Annotated in this window: 22 protein-coding genes; 10 read left to right on the top strand and 12 right to left on the bottom strand. The window is 59.8% G+C overall.

The window, feature by feature from the left end:
* Positions 1 to 143: 143 nt before the first annotated feature.
* Positions 144 to 1,817, bottom strand: coding sequence for a hypothetical protein (locus ACR0C5_RS05315; RefSeq protein WP_480875086.1), 1,674 nt, complete (start codon positions 1,815 to 1,817; stop codon positions 144 to 146).
* A gap of 123 nt (positions 1,818 to 1,940) precedes the next feature.
* Between ACR0C5_RS05315 and ACR0C5_RS05310 the strand changes: the two genes are divergently transcribed.
* Complete coding sequence (locus tag ACR0C5_RS05310; RefSeq protein ID WP_480875083.1) at positions 1,941 to 2,648, top strand: thiamine diphosphokinase; 708 nt, start codon at positions 1,941 to 1,943, stop codon at positions 2,646 to 2,648.
* Here the strand turns inward: ACR0C5_RS05310 and ACR0C5_RS05305 are convergent.
* The 3 genes from ACR0C5_RS05305 to ACR0C5_RS05295 are packed head-to-tail and all read right to left on the bottom strand — an operon-like array spanning position 2,593 to position 5,629.
* Positions 2,593 to 3,507, bottom strand: a complete 915-nt coding sequence (locus tag ACR0C5_RS05305) for a DMT family transporter (RefSeq protein WP_480875080.1) — start codon at positions 3,505 to 3,507, stop codon at positions 2,593 to 2,595. The two genes, ACR0C5_RS05310 and ACR0C5_RS05305, sit on opposite strands and share 56 nt — an antisense overlap.
* A gap of 45 nt (positions 3,508 to 3,552) precedes the next feature.
* Positions 3,553 to 4,926: an L-serine ammonia-lyase gene (locus tag ACR0C5_RS05300; RefSeq protein WP_170769376.1), complete on the bottom strand. Its 1,374-nt coding sequence runs from the start codon at positions 4,924 to 4,926 to the stop codon at positions 3,553 to 3,555.
* 1 nt (position 4,927) lies between these two features.
* Complete coding sequence (locus tag ACR0C5_RS05295; RefSeq protein WP_170769377.1) at positions 4,928 to 5,629, bottom strand: glutathione S-transferase family protein; 702 nt, start codon at positions 5,627 to 5,629, stop codon at positions 4,928 to 4,930.
* A gap of 168 nt (positions 5,630 to 5,797) precedes the next feature.
* Here ACR0C5_RS05295 and rpiA point away from each other — a divergent pair, with 168 nt between their 5' ends.
* The 6 genes from rpiA (at position 5,798) to ACR0C5_RS05265 (ending at position 11,956) form a co-directional block, all read left to right on the top strand.
* Complete coding sequence (rpiA, locus tag ACR0C5_RS05290) at positions 5,798 to 6,583, top strand: ribose-5-phosphate isomerase RpiA (RefSeq protein ID WP_170769378.1); 786 nt, start codon at positions 5,798 to 5,800, stop codon at positions 6,581 to 6,583.
* 102 nt (positions 6,584 to 6,685) lie between these two features.
* A complete protein-coding gene (gene gor, locus ACR0C5_RS05285; protein ID WP_480875077.1) occupies positions 6,686 to 8,044 on the top strand; it encodes a glutathione-disulfide reductase in 1,359 nt (452 codons plus the stop codon).
* Positions 8,045 to 8,116: 72 nt separating this feature from the next.
* Positions 8,117 to 9,259: an FtsH protease activity modulator HflK gene (gene hflK, locus ACR0C5_RS05280; protein ID WP_480875075.1), complete on the top strand. Its 1,143-nt coding sequence runs from the start codon at positions 8,117 to 8,119 to the stop codon at positions 9,257 to 9,259.
* Entirely contained in the window at positions 9,259 to 10,137 is an 879-nt protein-coding gene (hflC, locus tag ACR0C5_RS05275) for a protease modulator HflC (RefSeq protein ID WP_170788450.1), read from the top strand. Before hflK ends, hflC begins: the two co-directional genes overlap by 1 nt.
* Positions 10,137 to 10,331, top strand: a complete 195-nt coding sequence (locus ACR0C5_RS05270; protein WP_170769382.1) for a DUF2065 domain-containing protein — start codon at positions 10,137 to 10,139, stop codon at positions 10,329 to 10,331. Before hflC ends, ACR0C5_RS05270 begins: the two co-directional genes overlap by 1 nt.
* 185 nt (positions 10,332 to 10,516) lie before the next feature.
* Positions 10,517 to 11,956 (top strand): Do family serine endopeptidase, encoded by a 1,440-nt coding sequence (locus ACR0C5_RS05265; RefSeq protein WP_170769838.1) that lies wholly within the window; start codon positions 10,517 to 10,519, stop codon positions 11,954 to 11,956.
* 217 nt (positions 11,957 to 12,173) lie between these two features.
* Here the strand turns inward: ACR0C5_RS05265 and ACR0C5_RS05260 are convergent, their stop codons facing one another.
* From ACR0C5_RS05260 to ACR0C5_RS05240, 5 genes are all read right to left on the bottom strand, one after another.
* A complete protein-coding gene (locus ACR0C5_RS05260; RefSeq protein WP_170784358.1) occupies positions 12,174 to 12,842 on the bottom strand; it encodes a Crp/Fnr family transcriptional regulator in 669 nt (222 codons plus the stop codon).
* Between the two features lie 101 nt (positions 12,843 to 12,943).
* Positions 12,944 to 13,549 carry an inner membrane-spanning protein YciB gene (locus ACR0C5_RS05255; RefSeq protein WP_170788451.1) on the bottom strand — a complete coding sequence of 202 codons (606 nt, stop codon included), beginning with the start codon at positions 13,547 to 13,549 and terminating at the stop codon, positions 12,944 to 12,946.
* Between the two features lie 16 nt (positions 13,550 to 13,565).
* Positions 13,566 to 14,468 carry an EamA family transporter gene (locus ACR0C5_RS05250; protein ID WP_170788452.1) on the bottom strand — a complete coding sequence of 301 codons (903 nt, stop codon included), beginning with the start codon at positions 14,466 to 14,468 and terminating at the stop codon, positions 13,566 to 13,568.
* Between the two features lie 87 nt (positions 14,469 to 14,555).
* A complete protein-coding gene (gene ftsY, locus ACR0C5_RS05245; RefSeq protein ID WP_170788453.1) occupies positions 14,556 to 15,683 on the bottom strand; it encodes a signal recognition particle-docking protein FtsY in 1,128 nt (375 codons plus the stop codon).
* A 58-nt stretch (positions 15,684 to 15,741) separates the two neighbouring features.
* Positions 15,742 to 16,380 carry a lysoplasmalogenase family protein gene (locus ACR0C5_RS05240; RefSeq protein WP_170769387.1) on the bottom strand — a complete coding sequence of 213 codons (639 nt, stop codon included), beginning with the start codon at positions 16,378 to 16,380 and terminating at the stop codon, positions 15,742 to 15,744.
* A gap of 127 nt (positions 16,381 to 16,507) precedes the next feature.
* Between ACR0C5_RS05240 and ACR0C5_RS05235 the strand changes: the two genes are divergently transcribed.
* Entirely contained in the window at positions 16,508 to 16,903 is a 396-nt protein-coding gene (locus ACR0C5_RS05235) for a hypothetical protein (protein ID WP_237215748.1), read from the top strand.
* 7 nt (positions 16,904 to 16,910) lie between these two features.
* On the opposite strand, the gene xseA is transcribed toward ACR0C5_RS05235, so the two are convergent.
* On the bottom strand, positions 16,911 to 18,404 hold the full coding sequence (gene xseA, locus ACR0C5_RS05230; protein WP_480875068.1) for an exodeoxyribonuclease VII large subunit: 1,494 nt from the start codon (positions 18,402 to 18,404) through the stop codon (positions 16,911 to 16,913).
* A 75-nt stretch (positions 18,405 to 18,479) separates the two neighbouring features.
* Between xseA and purD the strand changes: the two genes are divergently transcribed.
* A complete protein-coding gene (purD, locus tag ACR0C5_RS05225) occupies positions 18,480 to 19,742 on the top strand; it encodes a phosphoribosylamine--glycine ligase (protein WP_480875064.1) in 1,263 nt (420 codons plus the stop codon).
* A 93-nt stretch (positions 19,743 to 19,835) separates the two neighbouring features.
* Here the strand turns inward: purD and ACR0C5_RS05220 are convergent, their stop codons facing one another.
* Both ACR0C5_RS05220 and ACR0C5_RS05215 read right to left on the bottom strand, forming a co-directional pair.
* Entirely contained in the window at positions 19,836 to 20,555 is a 720-nt protein-coding gene (locus tag ACR0C5_RS05220) for an FG-GAP repeat domain-containing protein (protein ID WP_480875061.1), read from the bottom strand.
* A 62-nt stretch (positions 20,556 to 20,617) separates the two neighbouring features.
* Positions 20,618 to 20,941 carry a 2Fe-2S iron-sulfur cluster-binding protein gene (locus ACR0C5_RS05215; RefSeq protein ID WP_170769391.1) on the bottom strand — a complete coding sequence of 108 codons (324 nt, stop codon included), beginning with the start codon at positions 20,939 to 20,941 and terminating at the stop codon, positions 20,618 to 20,620.
* A gap of 127 nt (positions 20,942 to 21,068) precedes the next feature.
* Here ACR0C5_RS05215 and ACR0C5_RS05210 point away from each other — a divergent pair, with 127 nt between their 5' ends.
* Positions 21,069 to 21,458, top strand: coding sequence for an OB-fold nucleic acid binding domain-containing protein (locus ACR0C5_RS05210; protein WP_480875057.1), 390 nt, complete (start codon positions 21,069 to 21,071; stop codon positions 21,456 to 21,458).
* Positions 21,459 to 21,509 lie beyond the last annotated feature (51 nt).

The following is a 21,509-nucleotide window of genomic DNA, read 5'->3' as shown; positions in this document are numbered from 1 at the left end:
GGAAAAGTGCCTGGCGTAGTGGTTCAAACCTAGCATAATTCTGCGGTGCAGCATAGCAGGACGCTAGGTACTTTCAGTTTAGTGCTCAAAAAAAAGGGCCAGAGGAATTTCTCTGGCCCTTCTGGTTTTAGTTTTTTTGGCGGTCAGCCCGCGGCGCGTTCGTCGTCGTCGGGGCGGAAGCCGATATCCGTTGAGGCTGCAAACCGGCCACCACCGGCTTTTTCGATTTTGCCGTCGCGCAGCAACTGACCGAATGAGCGCAGGCTTTCCTCGCGGTTGAAATCCGCCTGTTGGAGCGACCGGATTTTGTTCATCAATTGCGGACGCGAGAACTGCTCCTGACCTTCGATAAATGACAGATAGGATGCGGCGGCTTCCAGAAGGTCGGGCAAGGACTGGGCGCCCTGTTCTTGTGCGAAAAGGGCAAAGCCGCCTTCTTCGCCCGCCTGAGCATCCTCAGATGAAGACACGCGGCGCGGCGTGACGGGGGCTGCCTCAGGGGCATCCGCGTCGATACGCTGCTCGGCGACCAGTTTCAGCGGGGCCATCTTATCTGATTGCGGGCGCGTGCCGGTGACCTGAATGTCCGGCCGGCGTGGGCTGACCGATGCGGTCAGATCACGATAGACGCTGTGATCAGATGTTTCTTCGGCTTTTGGCTTGTCCTTGCGCTCGGCTTTGGTCGCGGCCACTGCAGCGCGCAGGTGCGAGTATGTCTCGCGCTGATCTGTGGTTGCCGGGTCCTCCATCTGGACATCGGCTTTGTCCATAAGACGCGAAACGTCCTGGTCCAGGCTTCCGGTATCCGAGGCAGAGTCCGCCGCGCGTCGGGCAAGAAAAGCCTCGACATTCGAAATCTCGCTCAGCAGGTCTTCTTCATCGTCGGCAGTCAACACCCCTTCCTCTTGGGTGGTGTCGTCCTCCGGCATATCCATGGCTTCCTCGTCCTCCTGCAGCAGGTTGACGGGATCGTTTTCTTCCATGGCATCGGCTTCGGGTGTCAGGTCTTCTTGCGCTGCTTCCTCGGCCTCTTCAACCATCGCGGCAGGCTGAATTTCTTCTTCCGGCTCACCATCAGAGACTTCGGTTGGGGCTGCTTGGACTTCTTCTGCAGGTTCACCGAATTCGGTGCTCAGGGTATCGTCGAAGACCTGCTCAGTTTCTTCAGGCGCATCTTCGACAATCTCATCTTCGGCCAAGGCTTCTTCGATCGCGGCCACGGCCTCTTCCGGGGATTCCTGCGGTTCGGTATCGGACGCTTCGCCGAAATCCTCGGCGCTTAGCGAACCAGCTTCGAATGCCGCGGCCACAGCGTCCGACGGTCCGGCCGCCGCCTTCATCAAGGTCGTTTCTTCATCCTCGGAATAGATGACGGTGTTTTCTTCCGAATGGGAAACGACCGCGCGGATGCGTTGCAGTTTGGCGGCGATGCTGTCGGCGGCGGGGGTGGGCGCGTCTTCGACCTCGTCCGCTTCGGTAGCCACCGGATCGGGTTGAGACGGTACAGGCTCAGGGTCGGCGGTGGGCGTGGGTGCGGTGGCAATCGGGGCGGGTGCGGGTTGTTCGGTGGCACGCAGCAGCAGGCCCGAGTCATTCTGGCTGGCTTCCACCCGGCGCGCGACATCGCGCTGAGCGATGCGCGCCAGCATCTCGGCATCCGGTTGCGGGGGTTCTGACCCGAAGTAACGATCCTCGGCGGCAAGGTCGCGGAAATATTCTGCGATTGCCTTCATTGTCTCGAAGGAATCGTCAAAGCCTTCCAAAGTGCATGAGAAGGTTCCGTATGAAACGGTCAAAACCTTGTTATTCTGTACCATCAGACGCACGTCCTTTACAAACTACGAGAGCCAACCCGCCCGGCGATGGGCATACCCATTGGCCCTGAACTATGCCAATCAGCCTATCATTTTGTGGTTTCAATGTGTCCAAATCCGGGAAAAATGATCAATCTTAGAAAAAATACGGGAATTGTACGCTGTGATGGGCCAATAACGCTAGTCGGCGGCGGAGAAATCAACCCAAAGGACATCGAACTGGCGCTGATTCGCGCCGAAACCTGCGTTGCAGCTGATGGAGGGGCTGCGCCATTGCTGGATGCGGGGGTCATTCCTGACGCGGTGATTGGCGATTTTGATTCGCTTTCAACAGATCACAAGGCCCAGATTCCTACGGATCGGTTGTTTCCTATTCGTGAACAGGACAGCACGGATTTCGACAAGGTTCTGCGCAATGTGGCGACGCCGCTGGCGCTGGGTATTGGGTTTCTAGGCGCGCGTTTGGATCATCAGCTTGCGGTGCTTAACGCTCTGGTTCGGCATCAGGATCGCCCCTGTATCCTGTTGGGCGCGCAGGAAGTGGTGTTTCACGCGCCACCCCGGATCACATTGCCTTTGGCGGTGGGGCAGACTGTGTCATTGTTTCCATTGCGGCGCATAACCGGGCGCAGTCAGGGGCTGGAATGGCCGATTGACGGGTTGGAACTGGCCCCGGATGGGCAGGTCGGGACCTCGAACCGCGCCGTATCCGAGGTGACGCTGGAGATGGAGGGGCCGGGGCTGCTTGTGATGGTGCCTCGGGATGCGTTGGATCAGGTCATGCAGGCGTTTCTGTCGGGGCAGACCGGGCGCTGGCCCGCTCTCGCAGAATGACGAACAATCCGGCTGCGATGGTGATGGTGATCCCGATGGCTGCGATTCTGTCGGGCAGGTCATGGAAGATCAACCAGCCGATCAGGGTGGCGACAGGGATTTCCAGATATTGCATCGGCGCCAGTGTGGCCGAGGGCGCATAGCGCAGGGACCACGTCATGAACAAATGCGCCACGGTGCCCAATAGGCCGATGGCCCAGAGAAGCGCATAGGTGCCGTCGGTGGGTGCGATCAGTGACAGCTCCCACACGCCTGCGGCGGTTCCGATCAGCAGAAACGGCAGCATCAAGACCGTGGCCATAGTGCCGGAAACGGCTTGCAGAGCGATCGGGTCGGTCTCTTTCGCAATGTGCCGTGTGACCAGCATGAACAGCGAAAAGACCACGGCGACCACCAGCGGCAACAAAGCTGCGGCGCCGACTTGTACAAAGCTGGGCTGAATCACCAATAGCGTACCGATAAACCCGACGATACAGGCGATTAGGCGGCGCAGGCCAACCTCTTCCCCTAGAACGTATTTGCCGAGTAGCAGCATGATGAAGGGCATCACAAACGCGATGGCCACCGCGTCTGCCAGTGGCAGATGTTGCAGCGAGGTGAACATCGCGCTGATCCCGATGATGTGCAGAACGGTACGCAGCAAGGTCAGCCGCACCACGCGCCCGGTCATCCTCCAAACCCGCCCAGTCAGGGCAACCAGCGGCACAAGCACCAGCGCCTGCACAGCGAAGCGCACAAAGACCAGCATGGCCACCGGGGTCGTCTCGCCCAACAGCTTGGCCATCGCATCGCCCGCCGGGGCGAGGACGCAAAAGCCAAGCATCAACATGATGCCAAGAACGGGACGATCCTGAGTCATAGGCGGCACGCTACGGGGTTTGCGCCGCCGATGAAAGCGCCTGTCTCAGCAGTTCGGGACGTTCACAGCCAAACCGCCCAGCGAGGTTTCCTTGTATTTCTCGTGCATATCGTGCCCGGTCTGGCGCATGGTCTCGATCACCGCGTCCAGCGGGACAAAGTGATGCCCATCCCCACGCAGCGCCAGAGACGCGGCCGAAACCGCCTTGATCGCCCCCAGCCCGTTTCGCTCGATGCAGGGGACCTGAACCAGCCCGGCGACCGGGTCGCAGGTCATGCCAAGGTGATGCTCCAACGCGATTTCAGCGGCGTTTTCTACCTGTTCCGGCGTACCGCCCATCACCGCGCACAAACCTGCGGCGGCCATGGCTGAAGCGCTGCCGACCTCGGCCTGACATCCGGCCTCGGCCCCCGAGATCGAGGCGTTGAACTTGACCAGACCGCCAATAGCGGCGGCAGTCAGAAGAAAATCCTCAATGCGGCTTTCAGAGGCACCTGGCACGTGATCCAGGTAATAACGCAGCACCGCTGGCAGCACGCCCGCCGCGCCATTGGTTGGGGCGGTGACGACCTGACCCCCAGCGGCGTTTTCCTCGTTCACGGCCATGGCGTAGACGCTCATCCAGTCGTTGATCGTATGCGGGGCGTTCAGGTTCATGCCCCGCTCGGCTTGCAGCGCGTCATGGATGCCCTTGGCGCGGCGGCGCACATGCAGGCCACCAGGCAGGATGCCATCGGTGTTCAGACCACGCTCGATACAGTCGTTCATCACTTGCCACAGGCGCGCGGTGCCCTTGGCGAAACTGTCCGCGCACCCGCGCGCGATCTCGTTGGCGCGCTTCATTTCGGCGATGCTTTTGCCACTGGCTTTGGCCATGTCAAGCATCTCGACTGCGGATTTGAAGGGGAAGGGCACCGGGTCGCCTTCGTCGGTCGCCTTGCCCTCGGCCAGTTCCTCTTCGGTCAAAACAAAGCCGCCGCCGATCGAGTAATAGACTTGTCGCAGGATCACATCGCCCTGTGCATCTGTGGCCATCAGGATCATGCCGTTGGCGTGGCCGGGAAGGTTGTGTTCATAGTCAAAGACCAGATCAGTCTTCGGATTGAACTCCAGCGTCGGCAGCCCCTCGGGCGTGACGCTATGCGTTTCGTTGATCGCGGCCAGCGCGGCCTCGGCCTTTTCATTGTCATAGGTGTCGGGCACGAAACCGGCGAGGCCCAAAATGGTGGCGCGGTCGGTGGCATGGCCGACTCCGGTGAACGCCAGCGATCCGTGCAAAGACCCGCGCAGCCCCGAAAATTCGAACGGAGAGGCGCGCATCTGGTCCAAAAACCGCGCGGCGGCCACCATCGGCCCCATAGTGTGCGACGAGGACGGGCCGATGCCCACTTTGAACATATCGAAGACAGACAGGAACATATCAGGTAGCAGAGCCTTCTGGAGGGTTAGCATAAGTCGGGGCGGTGAAGGGCGTGGCGCCCAACCCCTCGGCCGCGATGGCGGCGCGGGTTGCGGGACGGGCTTCCAACTGCATCACGATGCGTTGCAAATGGGGTGAATCAGCCAGTTGATACCAACTGCGATCCGCCTTGGCAGGATAGAGCGCCATCCAGCGCATCTGGCAGGCCAAATAATAGGTCAAAACCGACGGGCTGTCAGGATGCAGCCAGTTCGGAGTGCTTTGGGCCAGCGCATCCAGCAATTTCAGGTGATGCCGCAGGCGCGGGCGGATACCTGCGCGCAGGGCGTCGGCCTGTGCCGCGTCGATATATTTCTCGGCATAGAATAAAATGCGCAGATCTGCGTGCAGCGTGTTCGAAGCAAAGAACATCCATTTCAGAAACGCGGCCCGCTCGGGATCGGTGGCAGCGGGGGCCAGCTGCCCATGGGTGTCCGACAGCCACAGCAGAATGGCGGCTGTTTCGAAAATCGGGCCCTGCGGCGTTTCCAGCACCGGGATCAGCCCGTGCGGGTTCAACGCGCGATAACCCGCGCTGTCCTGCGCGTTGCGGGCGCGATCCACCAGCACGGTCTCGAACGGCAGGCCCATCTCGGACAGTGCCAGCCGGATCACCAGCGAGGCGTTGTCGGGGGCATAGTGCAGGCGATAGGGCGCGGTCATGAAATCTATCTATACCTTACATCATTTTCCTAAAGCCCCGATTGCGACGTTTCCAATCGGAAACGCGTAGTTTCGCGACGTGTTGGCCTGCGCGGTTCTGCAATTCGCCCTCGCAGTTGGCGCGGGCATTCCGTATACGTTGCCTCAGTAAGACAGGGGGATACCGCCATGACCGCAGAAATGTCACCGATCGACCGGGCAAAATACGTGGCCGCGCGTCGGGCCGCCGATCTGGTGCAGGACGGTATGCGCGTGGGGCTGGGGACCGGGTCCACCGCCGCCTGGATGGTGCGCCGTTTGGGCGAACGGGTGCAGGAGGAAGGCCTGAAGATCAAGGGCGTTCCCACCTCGACCCGGACTGCGCAGCTTGCGCGTGAGGTCGGGATCGAGGTCGTGTCTTTGGATCAGGCGGGGTGGTTGGACATGACCATCGACGGCGCGGATGAGTTCGATCAGGAGATGAACCTGATCAAGGGCGGCGGCGGCGCGCATTTGCAGGAAAAGATCGTCGCGACGGCCAGCGATCAGATGGTGGTCATCGCCGATGCCGGGAAAGAGGTTGAGACCCTTGGCGCTTTCCCCCTGCCGCTCGAGGTCATTCCTTTTGGCTGGCAGACCACGCGCACTCTGGTCGAAGAGGTTCTGGATACGATGGACGTTCTGGGGACTTCGACTGCTTTGCGGATGGATGGGGACGTGCCCTTCGTCACGGATGAAGGCAACCATGTGCTTGACCTGCATCTGCACCGTATCGGAAATGCCCGGCAGCTGGCTTTGGTGCTGAATCAGGTGCCCGGCGTGGTCGAAAACGGGTTGTTCATCGACATCTGCGACAAGGTGGTGATTGGCCATGGCGATGGCAGGGTCGAGATCAGGGATATCAATGAGGGCACGACCGAAACAGAGCAACCTGCCGACAGCGATGAGAACCTGTTTTTGGACATTGCGGACTGATCCGAATGATTTCTTCGCAAAATTCGGCCCATCAAGGGTTGGCAGTTTAGCAATCGACCCCAGATAAGCAACGAAATTTGGCCTGACAAAAAGGAACTCGGGATGAGCTTTGACTATGATCTTTTCGTCATCGGCGGAGGCTCTGGTGGAGTCCGCGCCGCGCGTGTCGCGGCGGGTGAAAACGGGGCCAAGGTGGCGCTGGCCGAGGAAGATCGCTATGGCGGAACCTGCGTTATCCGGGGCTGTGTGCCCAAAAAGCTGATGGTTTTCGCCAGTGAGTTCTCGGGCATGGTGGGTGACGCGCAGGCTTACGGTTGGGATATCCAGCCCGGCGCGTTCGACTGGAATACGTTCCACGGCAAGCTGGTAACAGAACTGGATCGGCTGGAAGGCATCTATCGCAACATCCTGAAGAACAACGGCGTGGAAAGCTTTGACCAGCGGGCCACCGTGGTGGATGCGCATACGGTTGAACTGGCCGATGGCACCCGCAAGACCGCCAAGCATATCCTGATCGCCACCGGCGGTCGCCCGGTTGTGCCCGATTTTCCGGGATCAGACCTCGCCATCACTTCAAACGAGATTTTCCACCTGCCGAAACTGCCCGAAAACATCCTGATCGTGGGCGGCGGCTATATCGCCAGCGAATTTGCAGGGATCATGAATGGGCTGGGCGTCAAGACCACGCAATTCTATCGCGGTGAACAAATCCTTCGCGGCTTTGACCAAGAGGCCCGCGATTTGATCTGCAACGAAATGCGCGCAAACGGGATCGACGTGCGCCTGGGTACCAATGTGGTTGAAATGGCCAAGGATGGCGACAAGATCCGTGTCAAAGCCACCGACGGGACCGAGGATCAGTTCGACGTGGTCATGTACGCCACCGGTCGCGCGCCCAATGCCGACAATCTGGGGCTTGAGGCCGTGGGTGTTGAACGTGGCCGCAAGGGTGAGATCATCGTGGATGAATACAGCCAGACCGGCGTGCCCTCGATCTATGCCATCGGGGATGTGACTGATCGTGTAAACCTGACCCCGGTTGCGATCCGCGAGGGCATGGCCTTTGTGGAAACCGTCTTTAAGGGCAACCCGACGCCCGTGGATCATGACCTCATCCCCACCGCCATTTTCACGCAGCCCGAAATGGGCACCGTGGGTCTGAGCGAGGAGGAGGCCGCCGCGCAGGAACCGGTTGAGGTTTATGCGACCTCTTTCAAACCGATGCAAAAGGCGTTTGCAGGCGGGTCCGACAAAGTGATGATGAAGCTGATCGTTTCTCAGGCGACACGCAAGGTCCTGGGTTGCCACATAGTCGCGCCGGGCGCGGGTGAGATGATCCAGCTGGCGGGCATTGCCGTAAAGATGGGCGCAACCAAAGAAGATTTCGATCGCACGGTCGCCGTTCACCCGGTCATGGCCGAAGAACTGGTGACAATGCGTCAACCTGTGCGCACTGCTTGATTTGCAACCTCGCGCACACAAGTTACAAGGGAACCCGTGATCACACGGTCCAACACAAGGGAAAAGATACATATGGCGGGCAACAGCGGTGGCCCCTGGGGGGGCGGAGGCTCCTCGGGCGGCGGAGGAAATCGGGGTAACAACGGGAACGGGCAACGCCCACCCGAAGGCGATGGCCCGCAGATCCCCGAGATCGACGATCTGGTAAAAAAGGGGCAGGAACAGCTGCGCGTCCTGATGGGCGGTCGCGGCGGTTCGGGCCGAGGAAGCAATGGCAAGGGCGGCGGCGGTGGTCCGCTGTTTACGAAGGGGACCGTGCTTATCGGTCTCGTCGTTGGTGCTGTGCTGTGGGGTGCGGCCAGCTTTTACACCGTCAAACCCGAAGAACAGTCGGTTGAACTGTTTCTGGGCGAGTTCTCATCGGTTGGAAATCCCGGCCTGAACTTTGCCCCTTGGCCGTTTGTCACCGCCGAGGTTATCCCGGTCACTCGGGAACAGACCGAAGACATGGGTGGAGCACGCGGCAGCGACGATGGATTGATGCTGACCGGGGACGAAAACGTGGTCGATATCGACTATCAGGTCGTCTGGAACATCAGCGACCCTGCCAAGTTCCTGTTCAATTTGCGCGATGCGCGTCAAACGATCCGTGCGGTGTCTGAATCGGCCATGCGTGAGATTATCGCACAAAGTGAGCTGGCACCGATCCTAAACAGGGACCGTGGTGTGATCGCAGAACGCCTGCAAGAGCTGATCCAATCGACAATGGACAGCTATGATTCCGGCGTAAACATCATCCGTGTGAACTTCGACAAGGCCGACCCGCCGCAGGACGTGATCGCCGCCTTCCGCGACGTTCAGGCCGCGGCGCAGGAACGTGACCGTCTGCAAAATGTGGCGGACGCTTATGCCAACCGCGTGTTGGCGGAAGCGCGCGGTGAAGCCGCGCAGGTGCTGGAAGAGGCTGAAGCCTATCGCGCCCAGCAGATCAACAGCGCCATGGGTGAGGCCAGCCGCTTTAGCGCAGTTCTGGAAGAGTATTCCAAAGCACCCGATGTGACCCGTAAGCGCCTCTATCTGGAACGGATGGAGCAGGTTTTGGGTGACGTGGACAAGATCATTCTGGACGAAAACTCGACCGGTTCGGGGCAGGGCGTTGTGCCGTACCTGCCGCTAAATGAACTGCGCCGCAATTCTGGGCAGGAGAGCAACTGATGCGTAAATCACCAATTATTCTAGGTGCAGTTGTCTTGTTGGTAGTGGGCATCCTGTCCTCTATTTTCATCGTAGACGAACGCGAACGCGCGCTGGTTCTGCAATTCGGACGCGTGGTTTCCGTTAAGGAAGAACCTGGTTTGGCCTTTAAAATCCCGCTGATTCAGGAAGTTGTGCGCTATGATGACCGTATCTTGTCGATCGACGTGCAACCGCTTGAAGTGACGCCTCTGGACGATCGCCGTTTGGTGGTCGATGCCTTCGCGCGCTACCGGATTTCGGATCTGGAGCAGTTCCGTCAGGCGGTCGGTGTCGGCGGCATTCCGGTGGCAGAGGATCGACTGGACCGTATCCTCCGCGCTGAAACGCGGGAAGTGCTGGGGTCGGTCTCGTCCCGTGACATCCTGAGCTCCGACCGTGCAGCGTTGATGCTGCGCATCCGCAACAGCGCGATTGCCGAAGCGCGGGCGCTGGGCGTGAACGTGATCGACGTACGCCTGAAGGCGACGGACCTGCCGCAGGCCAACCTGAACGCGACCTTCGACCGGATGAAGGCCGAGCGAGAACGTGAAGCGACCGACGAACGTGCCCGTGGTAACGAGGCTGCCCAGCGTGTGCGCGCGCAGGCCGACCGGACCGTGGTTGAACTGGTGTCGGACGCCAACCGTGAGGCCGAGATCATCCGCGGTGAGGCTGACGCCGAACGAAACGCGATCTTCGCCGAAGCCTTCGGCAAAGACCCGGAGTTCTTCGAATTCTACCGCTCGCTGTCGGCATATGAACGTGCGCTGGGCGGTGGCAACAGTTCGATGGTGCTGAGCCCGGATTCCGAGTTCTTCAACTACCTCAAATCGCCTACAGGGCAGGCAGCCCAGTAATGGGTATGATCCTTCTGGCCTTCGGGCTGGTACTGATTGTCGAGGGGCTGGCCTATGCGCTGGCCCCTTCGCTTATTGAACGCATGTTGGAAGCGTTGCGCAGCCTGCCCGAACAGGCGCGGCGGCTGGCCGGATTGCTGTGCGTGGTCTCGGGTCTGGTGCTGCTTTGGGCCGCGTATCAGGTCGGGTTTTAATACAGCCTTTTCACTTGCCGGTGATTTCCCCGCGATCCTCAGTTGCGGGCTAGGCCAAACCGACTACATTGGTTGTCAAGAAGGACCGCCTGCGGGCGATCCACCGTGTAGTGACGACAAGGAGTTCCCAAGTGCAGGCACAAGCGCGCAGTATTTCCGTCCGGCGGGACGAGGTTGTTGGTTTCATGCGGCTGATGTGGTTGGCCATTGCCGGGATGGTTCTGGTTCTGGCCCAAACCGTCGCCGCGCAGGCGCGCGGGGAAAGCCTTGCGCCTCTGGCTGAAAAGATCAGCCCGGCGGTGGTTAACATCACCACTTCAACCTTGATCGAAGGGCAATCCGGGCCGCAAGGCATTGTGCCCGAGGGCTCTCCGTTTGAAGATTTCTTTCGGGAGTTTCAGGATCGAGAGGGTGATGACGACAACCGCCCGCGCCGCAGCAACGCGCTGGGTTCGGGTTTTGTGATTTCCGAGGATGGTTTCATCGTCACGAACAATCACGTGATTGCCGAAGCCGATGAAATCCTTGTTGAATTTTTCCCCGGCGACGGTCAACCCAAGAAAGAGCTGCCTGCAAAGGTCATCGGCACTGATGAGAAAACCGATATCGCACTGCTTAAGGTCGAGGCCTCGGGGCCACTGCAATATGTGCAGTTCGGCGATAGTGATGTGGCACGTGTGGGCGATTGGGTGATTGCGATGGGCAACCCGCTGGGTCAGGGCTTTTCGGTTTCAGCCGGGATCGTCTCGGCCCGCAATCGTGCGCTGAGCGGGTCCTACGACGACTACATCCAGACCGATGCTGCGATCAACCGGGGCAACTCGGGTGGGCCGCTGTTCAATATGGATGGAGAGGTCATTGGTGTGAACACAGCGATTCTGTCGCCCAATGGTGGCTCAATCGGGATTGGTTTCTCGATGGCGTCGAATGTGGTGATCAAGGTCGTGGATCAACTGCGCGAGTTTGGTGAGACCCGCCGTGGTTGGCTGGGTGTACGCATTCAGGACGTGACCGAGGATATGGCCGAAGCCATGGGTCTGGAAAAGCCCGGCGGTGCGTTGATCAGTGATGTGCCGGACGGCCCAGCCAAAGAGGCTGGCCTGCTGGCGGGCGATGTGATTCTCAGCTTTGATGGTGTTGAGGTTGAAGACACGCGCGGTCTGGTGCGGCAGGTCGGTGAAACTACGGTGGGCAAATCTGTCCGCGTAGTTGTGCACCGTGATGGCGGCACGCAGACCGTTCTGGTGACATTGGGCCGCCGTGAGGATGCCGAGCGTTCCGGTGGGAGTGAAGAAGAACCTGCAGAGGAAGCTCCGGTCGAGGAAGACGCGGATATTCTGGGCCTGACGATCTCACCGTTAACTGAGACGCTGCGCACCGATCTGGAATTGGATGCTGACGCTGAGGGACTGGTTGTAACAAATGTGGATGAAGCCTCGGAAGCTTATGCCAAGGGCCTGCGGGCGGGTGATCTGATCACCGAAGCCGGTCAGCAGAAGGTCGCGTCGATTCAGGATCTTGAGACGCGCATGGACGAAGCACGCGAAGCGGGCCGCAAGTCGCTGTTGCTGCTGGTACGGCGTGGTGGCGATCCACGTTTTGTAGCACTTAGCCTGGGCGAATAACCTGCCTTTCAGATTGCAAGAATGGCCGGGGTCTGCACCCCGGCCTTTTTTTCATACACCGGAAATGAGAAGAGCCGCACACCGGGGAAGGCGTGCGACTCTGATACAGGGAGAGGTCAGTGGACAGATATCGGGGATGATTCTCTGACCTCCTACGGTAACAGTTATGAAGATAGTCTTAACGACTACACAGGTATGTGAAGCAGGTCACAGCAGATCAGATAAGATCGGAATCCGCCAATTCCCGAAGCGCGTCGAAGTCGTGGATCATCAACCCGCCCCGCGATGCTTCGACCACCTTGTCGCGCTTCCAGGTCGAGATGGTTTTCGACACAGCCTCGCGCGTGGCGCCGACAAACTCGGCCAACTCGCTTTGCGAGAGGGACAGACGGCTTGAGGGGTCCTCTTGCAGGTCGGTCAGGTGCAGCAGCTTGCGGGCCAGACGGATCGGCATGGGCAGGAAAACCTGTTCGTTCAACTGGGAACCCATCCAACGCATCCTGAGACCGGCCAGACGGATCATATCGACTGCCAAGTCCGGGTGTTGTCGGATTTGGTTCATCACATCTGCGCGCCGCACCCGCAATACGCGAGAAGGCTCGGCGGCGGCAATGGTCGCTGTACGCGGACCGCTGTCGAACAGCGCTATCTCACCAAAAACTTCGCCGGGTTTCATCAGGGTCAGCGACAGTTTGCGACCGCTCATCGCCAGAAAGGACACTTCGAGCGTACCGGCGAGAATGGCGTAGAGCGCATCGCCCTCATCGCCCTGTTCAAACAAAGTCTCGCCTTCATCAAGCGAGATTTCGGTCGCCTGTGCCGACAGCATCGCGCGCAGACGGTCGGATGCTTCGGCCAGAAAACCGGTATTGGGAAAGGCCGTCATGTGGAAGTGGTGCTCCGGCTGGCAGTTGTGAGTGGTGCCACAACTTTCCACAGCACGGGCGATTAGCCAAGGTTTTTATGTAGTTTTACGGAATCCACGGCCTATTGCTGGTCAGGATCGTCCATATAGGTCTGCAACATGCTGAACTGAAGCATGAGAAAGACCATTAATGCGATTGGAAAACCAAAGGTTTCGATTTTGACCCACAGATCGGTCGACATGGTGCGCCAGACGAATTCATTGGCGACGGCCAGCACTGCGAAACAGGCACACAGCCGGCGTGTCAGAATCATCCAACCTTCGTGGCGCATGGGCAGCATCTCGTCCAAAACATAGGCGAGGTAGGATTTCTTTTGCAGCAGACCAATGCCGAGGATCAGGGCGAAAAAGCCATAGACCAGGGTGGTTTTCATTTTGAAGAACCGCTCGTCATTGAACCATGCGGTCAGGCCGCCGAAGAAGATCACCATGAAAGCGGTGAAGATCTGCATACGACTGAGCTTGCCGGTCAGGAACCACAGGATACCCATTGCAGCCAGCATGAGGGGAACGAAGATGATCGTCGCGACGATAAAGCCGGAATATTCCGTTCCTGCGAACTGAAAACTGTCATCGCGTAGGCGCAAATAGATGAAGAAGAAAGCCAGCGGCGGGCCAAGCTCCAGCACCTGTTTCAGAAACGGGTTGATCTCATTCTTGCCTGTCATGTCGGTTCCCTGCTGTTTACCCGCCCATTTCAACTATTACGGCGCCGAGTGCAATCAATGCCATCAGCGCGATGCGTCTGGGGCCAACGGTTTCTTTCAAAACCAGCCAGCCAATAAGCGCTGCGAAGACGGTTGAGGTTTCACGAAGGACAGCTGCTTCGCCGACTTTATCCAGACGGGTGGCGAGCATGATCGAACCGAAGGACAGAGGCGCAATGATACCTCCCGCTAGCCCGCGCAGCATGAGGGGGCCGAGCGTCGGGCGGTGGATCATCGCGCGCCATCTGAGGAAGGCGTAGAAGGGCAGCGTCGCCCCGTCGATCATGAAAAACCATGCAAGGAAGGTGAATGGATCGGCGGTGGCACGAATGCCATATGCGTCATAGGTGGTATAGAGCGCGACGAACAAGCCGGTGGCGAAGGCAAGTGCCAGGGCGACGCCAAGTGTTTCGCGGTTGGTTTCGAGAAACCGGAAGTTATAGGCGGCCAGTCCGAAAATCCCGCAAAGCAGGACAGCCACACCGAGCCATTGGGTGCCGGTGAAGGTTTCGTCAAACAACAGGTAAGCGCCAATCACGGTGAACAGTGGACCGGTGCCGCGCACGACCGGGTAAACCACTGTGTATGAGCCTTTGGTGTAGGCCAGGGCCTGAAGGATTTTGTAGAGGATGTGGATCAGCCAGACGACTGCGAATATGGGCCACATAAAGGGTTCGGGCCAAGGCACGACGAAGAGGGCAAACGGGGCCGCCATAAGGCAATAGCAGGCGTCAATCACCCCGCGCGACATCCAGGGATCGTGGCGCCCTTTTTGCAGCGCGCCAAAGGCTGCGTGCAGGAAAGCGGCTGACAGCGCAAGCGCCAGGGCGAGCCTGTGGCCCGCTTCGGTGCCTTCAAGGGAGATCAGCCAGTCGCTCAAATTTCGGTCTTTGTTTTGGCGGAGAAGTGGGGGGCTGTCTGCCCCCCACGCCCCCCGAGGATATTTTTGGCCAGATGAAGCGGCGGATCAGCTTTGCAGGCCGGTGAGGGCGGCGGCGAATTCTTCCGGGTCGAACGGGGCGAGGTCGTCGATTTGCTCTCCGACGCCAATGGCGTGGATGGGCAGACCGAATTTATCCGCCAGCGCCACCAGAACCCCGCCTTTGGCGGTGCCGTCGAGCTTGGTCATCACCAGACCGGATACATCAGCCAATTTCCTGAAGGTTTCGACCTGGCTGAGTGCGTTCTGGCCGGTGGTGGCGTCCAGTACCAGCAGGGTGTTGTGAGGGGCGCTGTCGTCGACCTTGCGAATGACGCGGACAATTTTTGCCAGTTCCTCCATCAGGTCGGCGCGGTTTTGCAATCGGCCGGCGGTGTCGATCATCAGAAGGTCTGCGCCTTCGTTCCGCGCTTTGGTCAGGGCGTCAAAGGCCAGCGACGCCGGGTCCGAGCCTTCGGGGGCGGTCAGAACCGGGACGCCTGCGCGGTCGCCCCAGACTTGCAATTGTTCGACGGCGGCGGCGCGGAAGGTATCTCCTGCTGCGATGACGACTTTTTTCCCCGCGGTTTTGAACTGGCTGGCCAGCTTGCCGATGGTGGTGGTTTTTCCCGAACCGTTAACACCCACAACCAGCACGACCTGCGGGCGTTTGGGGTAAAGCGGCATGGGCTTGGCCACGGGTTCCATTACGCGGGCGACTTCCTGTGCCAGCAGCTGCTTGATTTCCTGCGTAGACAATTTGCGTCCAAAGCGCCCCTCGGCCATGTTCGAGGTGACACGCAGGGCGGTATCGACGCCCATATCCGAGGCGATCAGCAGCTCTTCGAGCTGTTCCAGCATGTCATCGTCCAGGGTGCGACGGACAACGGTTTGGGACTCGGACCGGTTGAACAGGCGGCTCAAGACGCCTTTGGGCTGGGTTGGTTCGGGCGCGGGTTGTGCGGCAGGTTCAGGTGGCGCGGTTTCGACCGGTTGTGGCGTGCGTTCAGGTTCGGGCGGTGCGGAGACGGGTTCAGTTTGCGGTGCAGGCTCAAGTGGGCTGGGCTCGGGTGCAGCCGTTTCCTCTCCGCCATCTTCGACGATTGCATCCAGCCCCTGTTCGAGGCGGGACGAGGATTTGAACAGCTTGTCCTTGAGCTTTGAGAAAAACGCCATTTTTGGTCTCCGCAGGTGTTCCTTTCACCTAATGCGGATTTGCGGCAGTTGCAAAGGGTCAGAGAAAGGCGATCAACAGACCGGCCTGTGCGCCCCAGTATAGCGGCCAGACCAGATAAGGCGTCATCCGCAGGGCCGGGTGATGGGCGGGCAGCAGGAATTTCTCGGTCGCAAGGATCAGGTCCGAGGCGATGAAGGCCATCGCTGCGGGCAGGGCCCAACGCAAAGCGCCGGTGTCGGGCAGGGCCAAAACGGTGACGCCCATGCCCAGAATGATCGGGATATAGCCCAGAACTGGTAGTTTGAGATCCCCGGCACGTGGGGCCAGAAGAGTTGCCGCGACGATACCCAGCAGGATCAGGGACCAGAATAGGCCGGGGTGAGTTAAAATCAGGCTGGTATCGCTGCTGGGATGCGACAGAAACAGTGCGATATAGGCCAGGTGTCCGGCTGCAAAGGCACCGATCCCTGCCATGAACGTTGCGTCGGTTTCGCGCGACAACAGCGCGTCTCCGATGGCGCAGAGGCTCAGTGCGGCGATCAAAAGGAGTGGCGCCTCAGACAGCAGGGCGATGACGGCAAGGCAGGCGACCGAGGCGGTTTTCAGCACCGACCTAAGTTTGCTGGCCGGGCGAGGCGCCAAGGGCAGATAGGCCAACGCGCAGGCAGCAGCGACCAGAAACAGCGCAGTTGTCATTCAAGTGTCCCTTTTTTCGTCCAGCTTCATCGGGAATGCGTCCGCAACTCAACCCATGACGTTAAGGCAGCCTGACCTGACAGATTGGTAATTGGCATTGCCGGTTGGCATCTGACATCATGCGGACATGATCAGGCATGTTGCGATTCTTCTGGCTATGTCCGCGCAGATGGCGGGGGCGCAATCCGCGCTTTCGGGGGCTGAATTTGACTCGTATACGCAGGGTAAAACCTTGTTCTACGGCTTTGAGGGGCAGGTTTACGGGGTCGAACGTTATTTGCCCAACCGACGCGTGATCTGGTCCTTTCTGGACGGAGATTGCAAGGAAGGCGTCTGGTACGAGCAGAATGACCAGATTTGTTTTCTGTACGAAGACCGGCTGGACCCGCAATGCTGGGTGTTTGTCGAATCCGGCAGCGGCTTGATTGCTCAGTTTGAAGGCAACCCCGAGCAGACGGAGCTGTACGAGGCCGAAGATATCGATGAGGAGATGGTCTGCCTCGGCCCCGAGGTTGGCGTTTGAGCCAGACCTAGAACAGTGAGCCCTGATCGGGTGGCGCTTTTTTCTGCGTTTTCTTAGCTGGTGACTTTGCTGTGGACGACATGCCCGTCGCTAATATGCCGTCGGCGAATTCGATCTCAAGCGCGGTATGTTTTGCCGCCTGTTTCCGGGTTGTCACCACCTCGCCCTCGGCGCGCACCACGGCATAGCCCCGCTGCAACGTGGCCTTGTAGCTGAGTGTTTCTCGAAGCCTGTCCGTGGCTTCTAACGTCTGTCGCATCCGGTCCAAACGCGTGGTCTGGGCGGTATTTAGACGCTCGGTCAAGCGGGTCAGGGTTTGCCGTTGAGCGTCAATGTCGCGCTGAATAGGGCGCAAGGACAGGCGGGATGAAAGGTTGCGCACCGACTCCTGCCGTGAGGACACCAGATTTCGCAGGGTCGAGGGGCGCAGATGGGCCGACAGTTCCACAACTTTGATGCGTCGCGCTTGAACACCACGTTCCAAAGCCGGGGTCAGGCGATCGGCAATCAGATCAAGACGTTGACGCGGTGTGTTCAACAGGCTGTCGGGGCGCGGTAACGCCCGGGACAGGTCGCGCAGGCGTTGGCTGCGGCGCTGCACGGCGTCGGTCGCAGCGCGGGACAGGCGCGCGTCCTGTTCGCCGGTCCAGGCCAACAGTTCCATCCGCACGGGCACGGCCAGTTCGGCGGCTGCGGTGGGCGTCGGCGCGCGACGGTCCGAGACATAGTCGATCAGTGTCGTATCCGTTTCGTGCCCCACGGCTGAGATTAGTGGGATGTCTGAAGTCGCAGCCGCCCGTGCGACGGCCTCTTCGTTGAAACCCCACAGGTCCTCGATCGACCCGCCGCCGCGGGCGACGATGATCAGGTCTGGGCGCGGCAGGGCGCCTCCGGGGGTGAGTTGGTTGAAACCGTTGATCGCGTTGGCAACCTCGGGCGCGCAGTTCGATCCTTGCACGGCCACGGGCCAGATCAGCACCTTGCGCGGAAACCGGTCGCGCAGGCGGTGTAGGATATCGCGGATCACCGCGCCGGACGGGGATGTCACCACGCCGATGATCTGCGGCAGATAGGGCAGGGGTTTCTTACGCTCAGGGGCAAACAGCCCTTCGGCCTCTAGCTGTTTCTTGCGCTTTTCCAGCAGCGCCATCAGTGCGCCTTGGCCTGCGACGGCGACCTCATCGACGTTCAGGTTGTATTTCGACTGCGCGCCGAACGCGGTCAGGCGTCCGGTGACGACGACCTCCAACCCTTCCTCGGGGACCACGGACAGGCCCGAGATTTGACCTTTCCATGTGGTGCAAGCCAGCACGTTCCGGTCATCCTTGATATCATAGTAAAGATGGCCCGAGCGCGCCTTGAACACGCGCCCGACCTCACCACGCACACGGATTCGGCCAAAGGTGCTTTCCAGTGTGCGTTTTACCTCGCCGGAAATGTCGGAAACACTGTATTCAGGTGTGTTTTGGCCGGGAATGGGATCGTCAAGCAGGTCGGACATTTCAGCGCCTTGTGTCAAATGCCCACCCAGCTTAGAACGCGCGGAAGGCGAGGCCAAGCAGATCGGAGAGCAGTCATGAATATCCTCATTCTCGGGAGCGGTGGACGCGAACACAGCCTAGCCTGGGCGGTGATGCAGAACCCCAAGTGTGACCGTCTGATCGTCGCGCCGGGCAATGCCGGAATTGCTCAGATTGCCGATTGCGCGGCTCTGGACATCGAAAATGGCGGCGCTGTGGTCAGCTTTGCCGAGGAAAACGCGATTGATTTCGTGATTGTCGGCCCCGAGGCCCCCTTGGCGGCTGGGGTTGCCGACCGCCTAAGCGAAGCGGGTGTTCTTGTCTTTGGCCCCTCGGCTGCGGCGGCGCAGTTGGAGGCATCAAAGAGTTTTACCAAGGAAATCTGCGACGCCTCGGGCGCGCCGACGGCAGCCTATGGGCGCTTTACCGAGGCCGAGCCCGCCAAGGCCTATATCCGCGAACAAGGCGCGCCGATTGTGGTCAAGGCCGATGGTCTGGCCGCCGGCAAGGGCGTGATCGTGGCGATGGACGAGGCGACCGCGCTGGAGGCCATCAACGACATGTTTGGCGGGGCTTTTGGCGGGGCCGGGGCCGAGGTGGTGATCGAGGAATTCATGGAGGGCGAGGAGGCCTCGCTTTTCGTGCTGTGTGACGGTGAGGATATCCTGTCGGTCGGCACCGCGCAGGACCATAAGCGCGTAGGCGAGGGGGATACCGGGCTGAATACAGGCGGGATGGGAGCGTATTCTCCGGCTCCGGTCCTGAGCGCCGAGGTCGAAGCCCGCGCGATGGAAGAGATCATCAAGCCGACCGTGGCCGAGATGAAAAAGCGCGGGATGCCGTTTCAGGGGGTTCTCTATGCGGGTTTGATGATCAAGGACGGGCAGCCGCGACTGGTGGAATACAATGTGCGCTTTGGCGATCCCGAATGTCAGGTGCTGATGATGCGCCTGGGCGCGCAGGCGATGGATCTGATGCATGCCGCAGCCGAGGGCCGTTTGCGTGAGGCGCAGGTGAACTGGGCCGATGATCATGCGCTGACCGTTGTGATGGCGGCTCAGGGATATCCGGGGTCTTACGAGAAGGGCAGTGTTATTGGCGGTCTGGACGGGCTGCCCGAGGACAGCAAGAACATGGTCTTTCATGCCGGGACCAAGGCTGCGGATGGGCAGGTATTGGCCACGGGTGGTCGGGTTCTGAACGTCACCGCTCGGGGCGAGACATTGCAGGACGCGCGCGACCGGGCATATGCGATGGTTGATGGGATTGACTGGCCAGGCGGGTTCTTCCGTCGTGATATCGGCTGGCGGGCTTTGTGATCTGATTTCCGGGCTGCGCCTGTCTCGATCTTTTTTAGCGAGGGGCCAGCTCCTCGCGCTCCCCGGGATATTTGGGGCCTGATGAAGGACGGATCAGCAAGTGAGTGCGTTTGTTAGGTCACTGCGCTTCTTGAGGGGGCCAAGGTTGTTGGTTTGCCAGCCGTCTAGATAAGAAACGCCGACGATGGTGCTCCAGTCGGCGCTGGCGACGACCATCTCGAGGCCGGTGCCGCAAGCGCGGATGGCGCTTGAGATGAAAGCCTCTCCAATTTTGTGGTTTGTCAGACCGCGCAGTGCCGCGATTTCGGTCAGAGTGCCATCTTTGAAGCGCCAGATGCGCAGGGTTTTGGCCAGGTGAGGGCGGTCGATATAGGCGATCTCGACGTAGCCGTCGCCGTCCAGATCGGCCGCGCCGATCGGTGCGAGCCAGCGGAAACGGGTGCCGATATGCGGGGTGGCGGCGATCTTTTCCCCGTGCGCGTTATAGATGGCGAGTTGAGCGCCTGTATCCTTCTGGGCTTCGACAACCAGAACTTCGAGCGTGCCGTTTTGATCAACGTCCGACAGCCGAGGCGCTAGATCTTCGAAAACACGGTCTTCGGGCAGGCGGATGGTCAGGGCAGATCGTTCCTTGGCGCCCGTCGAGCCTTGTGTGGCAGGCGTGTTTTCTATGGTAAGCTCAAGCGCTCCATATTCGATCTGATCCCCCAGGACGCCATGAGGATATCGGGTCGTGGGTTCGGTATAACGAGCCGCGACAATCGTATCTGCAATGGCAGGGGCTGTTGTGACCAACCACAAGCACATTGCCATAAGCGCGCCGCGTGACCTGCCTTGCCAGAGGCGAGAGAGTCGGCGCGGCGCTTTGGAGATCATCAGATCTGTTTCTCGGGCATCTGAACGACCAGACCGTCCAGCGCGTCGGTGACTTTGATCTGGCAGGTCAGGCGGGACCGCTCTGGGTCGGGCTCAAACGCAAAGTCCAGCATGTCCTCTTCCATGTCGTCTTTGGCTGGCACTTTCTCGACCCAATCAGGGTGGATATAGACATGGCAGGTCGAGCAGGCGCAGGCGCCGCCGCAATCGGCCTCGATGCCGGGGATGTTGTTGTCACGGGCCCCTTCCATGACGGTCAGTCCGTTGGCGACCTCGACAGTGTGCTCGGTACCGCCATGCTCGACATAGGTGATCTTTGCCATTGCGTGCGTCTTCCTTTTACGATGTTCGAAACCTTCCTTAGTCAAGCCATTTAGGTCTTTCCACCCTCATTTGCGACTCGGGATGCCGCGACTGGACATTCCTGTGATATGTTCTATTTTTGTTCTCATGCTTGTTGCCCCTGCTCGCACTGTAGGATCAAACCGGGACTGGCCGCGCCCACCCGCTTGCCTGCCAGCCAATCGGCTGGACGATCCGCCCGATCATGCGCGTGTGACCGTGGCCGGGCTGGTGATCTTGCGGCAGAGGCCGGGTACAGCCAAGGGCGTGATCTTTCTGACGCTGGAGGACGAAACCGGCATCGTGAACGTGGTTGTCTGGCGCGCGATGTATGAACAATTTCGCCGGGCGGTGATCTCGGGCCGGTTGCTGCGGATCACGGGGCGGATGCAGCGGGCGCATTCCGTAACCCATGTGATCGCGGAAGAGATCGAAGATATCTCGGCCATGTTGGACGTGTTGGTACGGGGGGAGGGGCAATCGCCCCAAAGCAAGTGAGAAGAAAACACCCAGACGTCATGGTTTTGCCAAGGTTGAATGTAATTCAGT

This window comes from Ruegeria sp. N8, from assembly GCF_056531325.1.
This window is presented reverse-complemented; position numbering and strand designations above follow the sequence as displayed.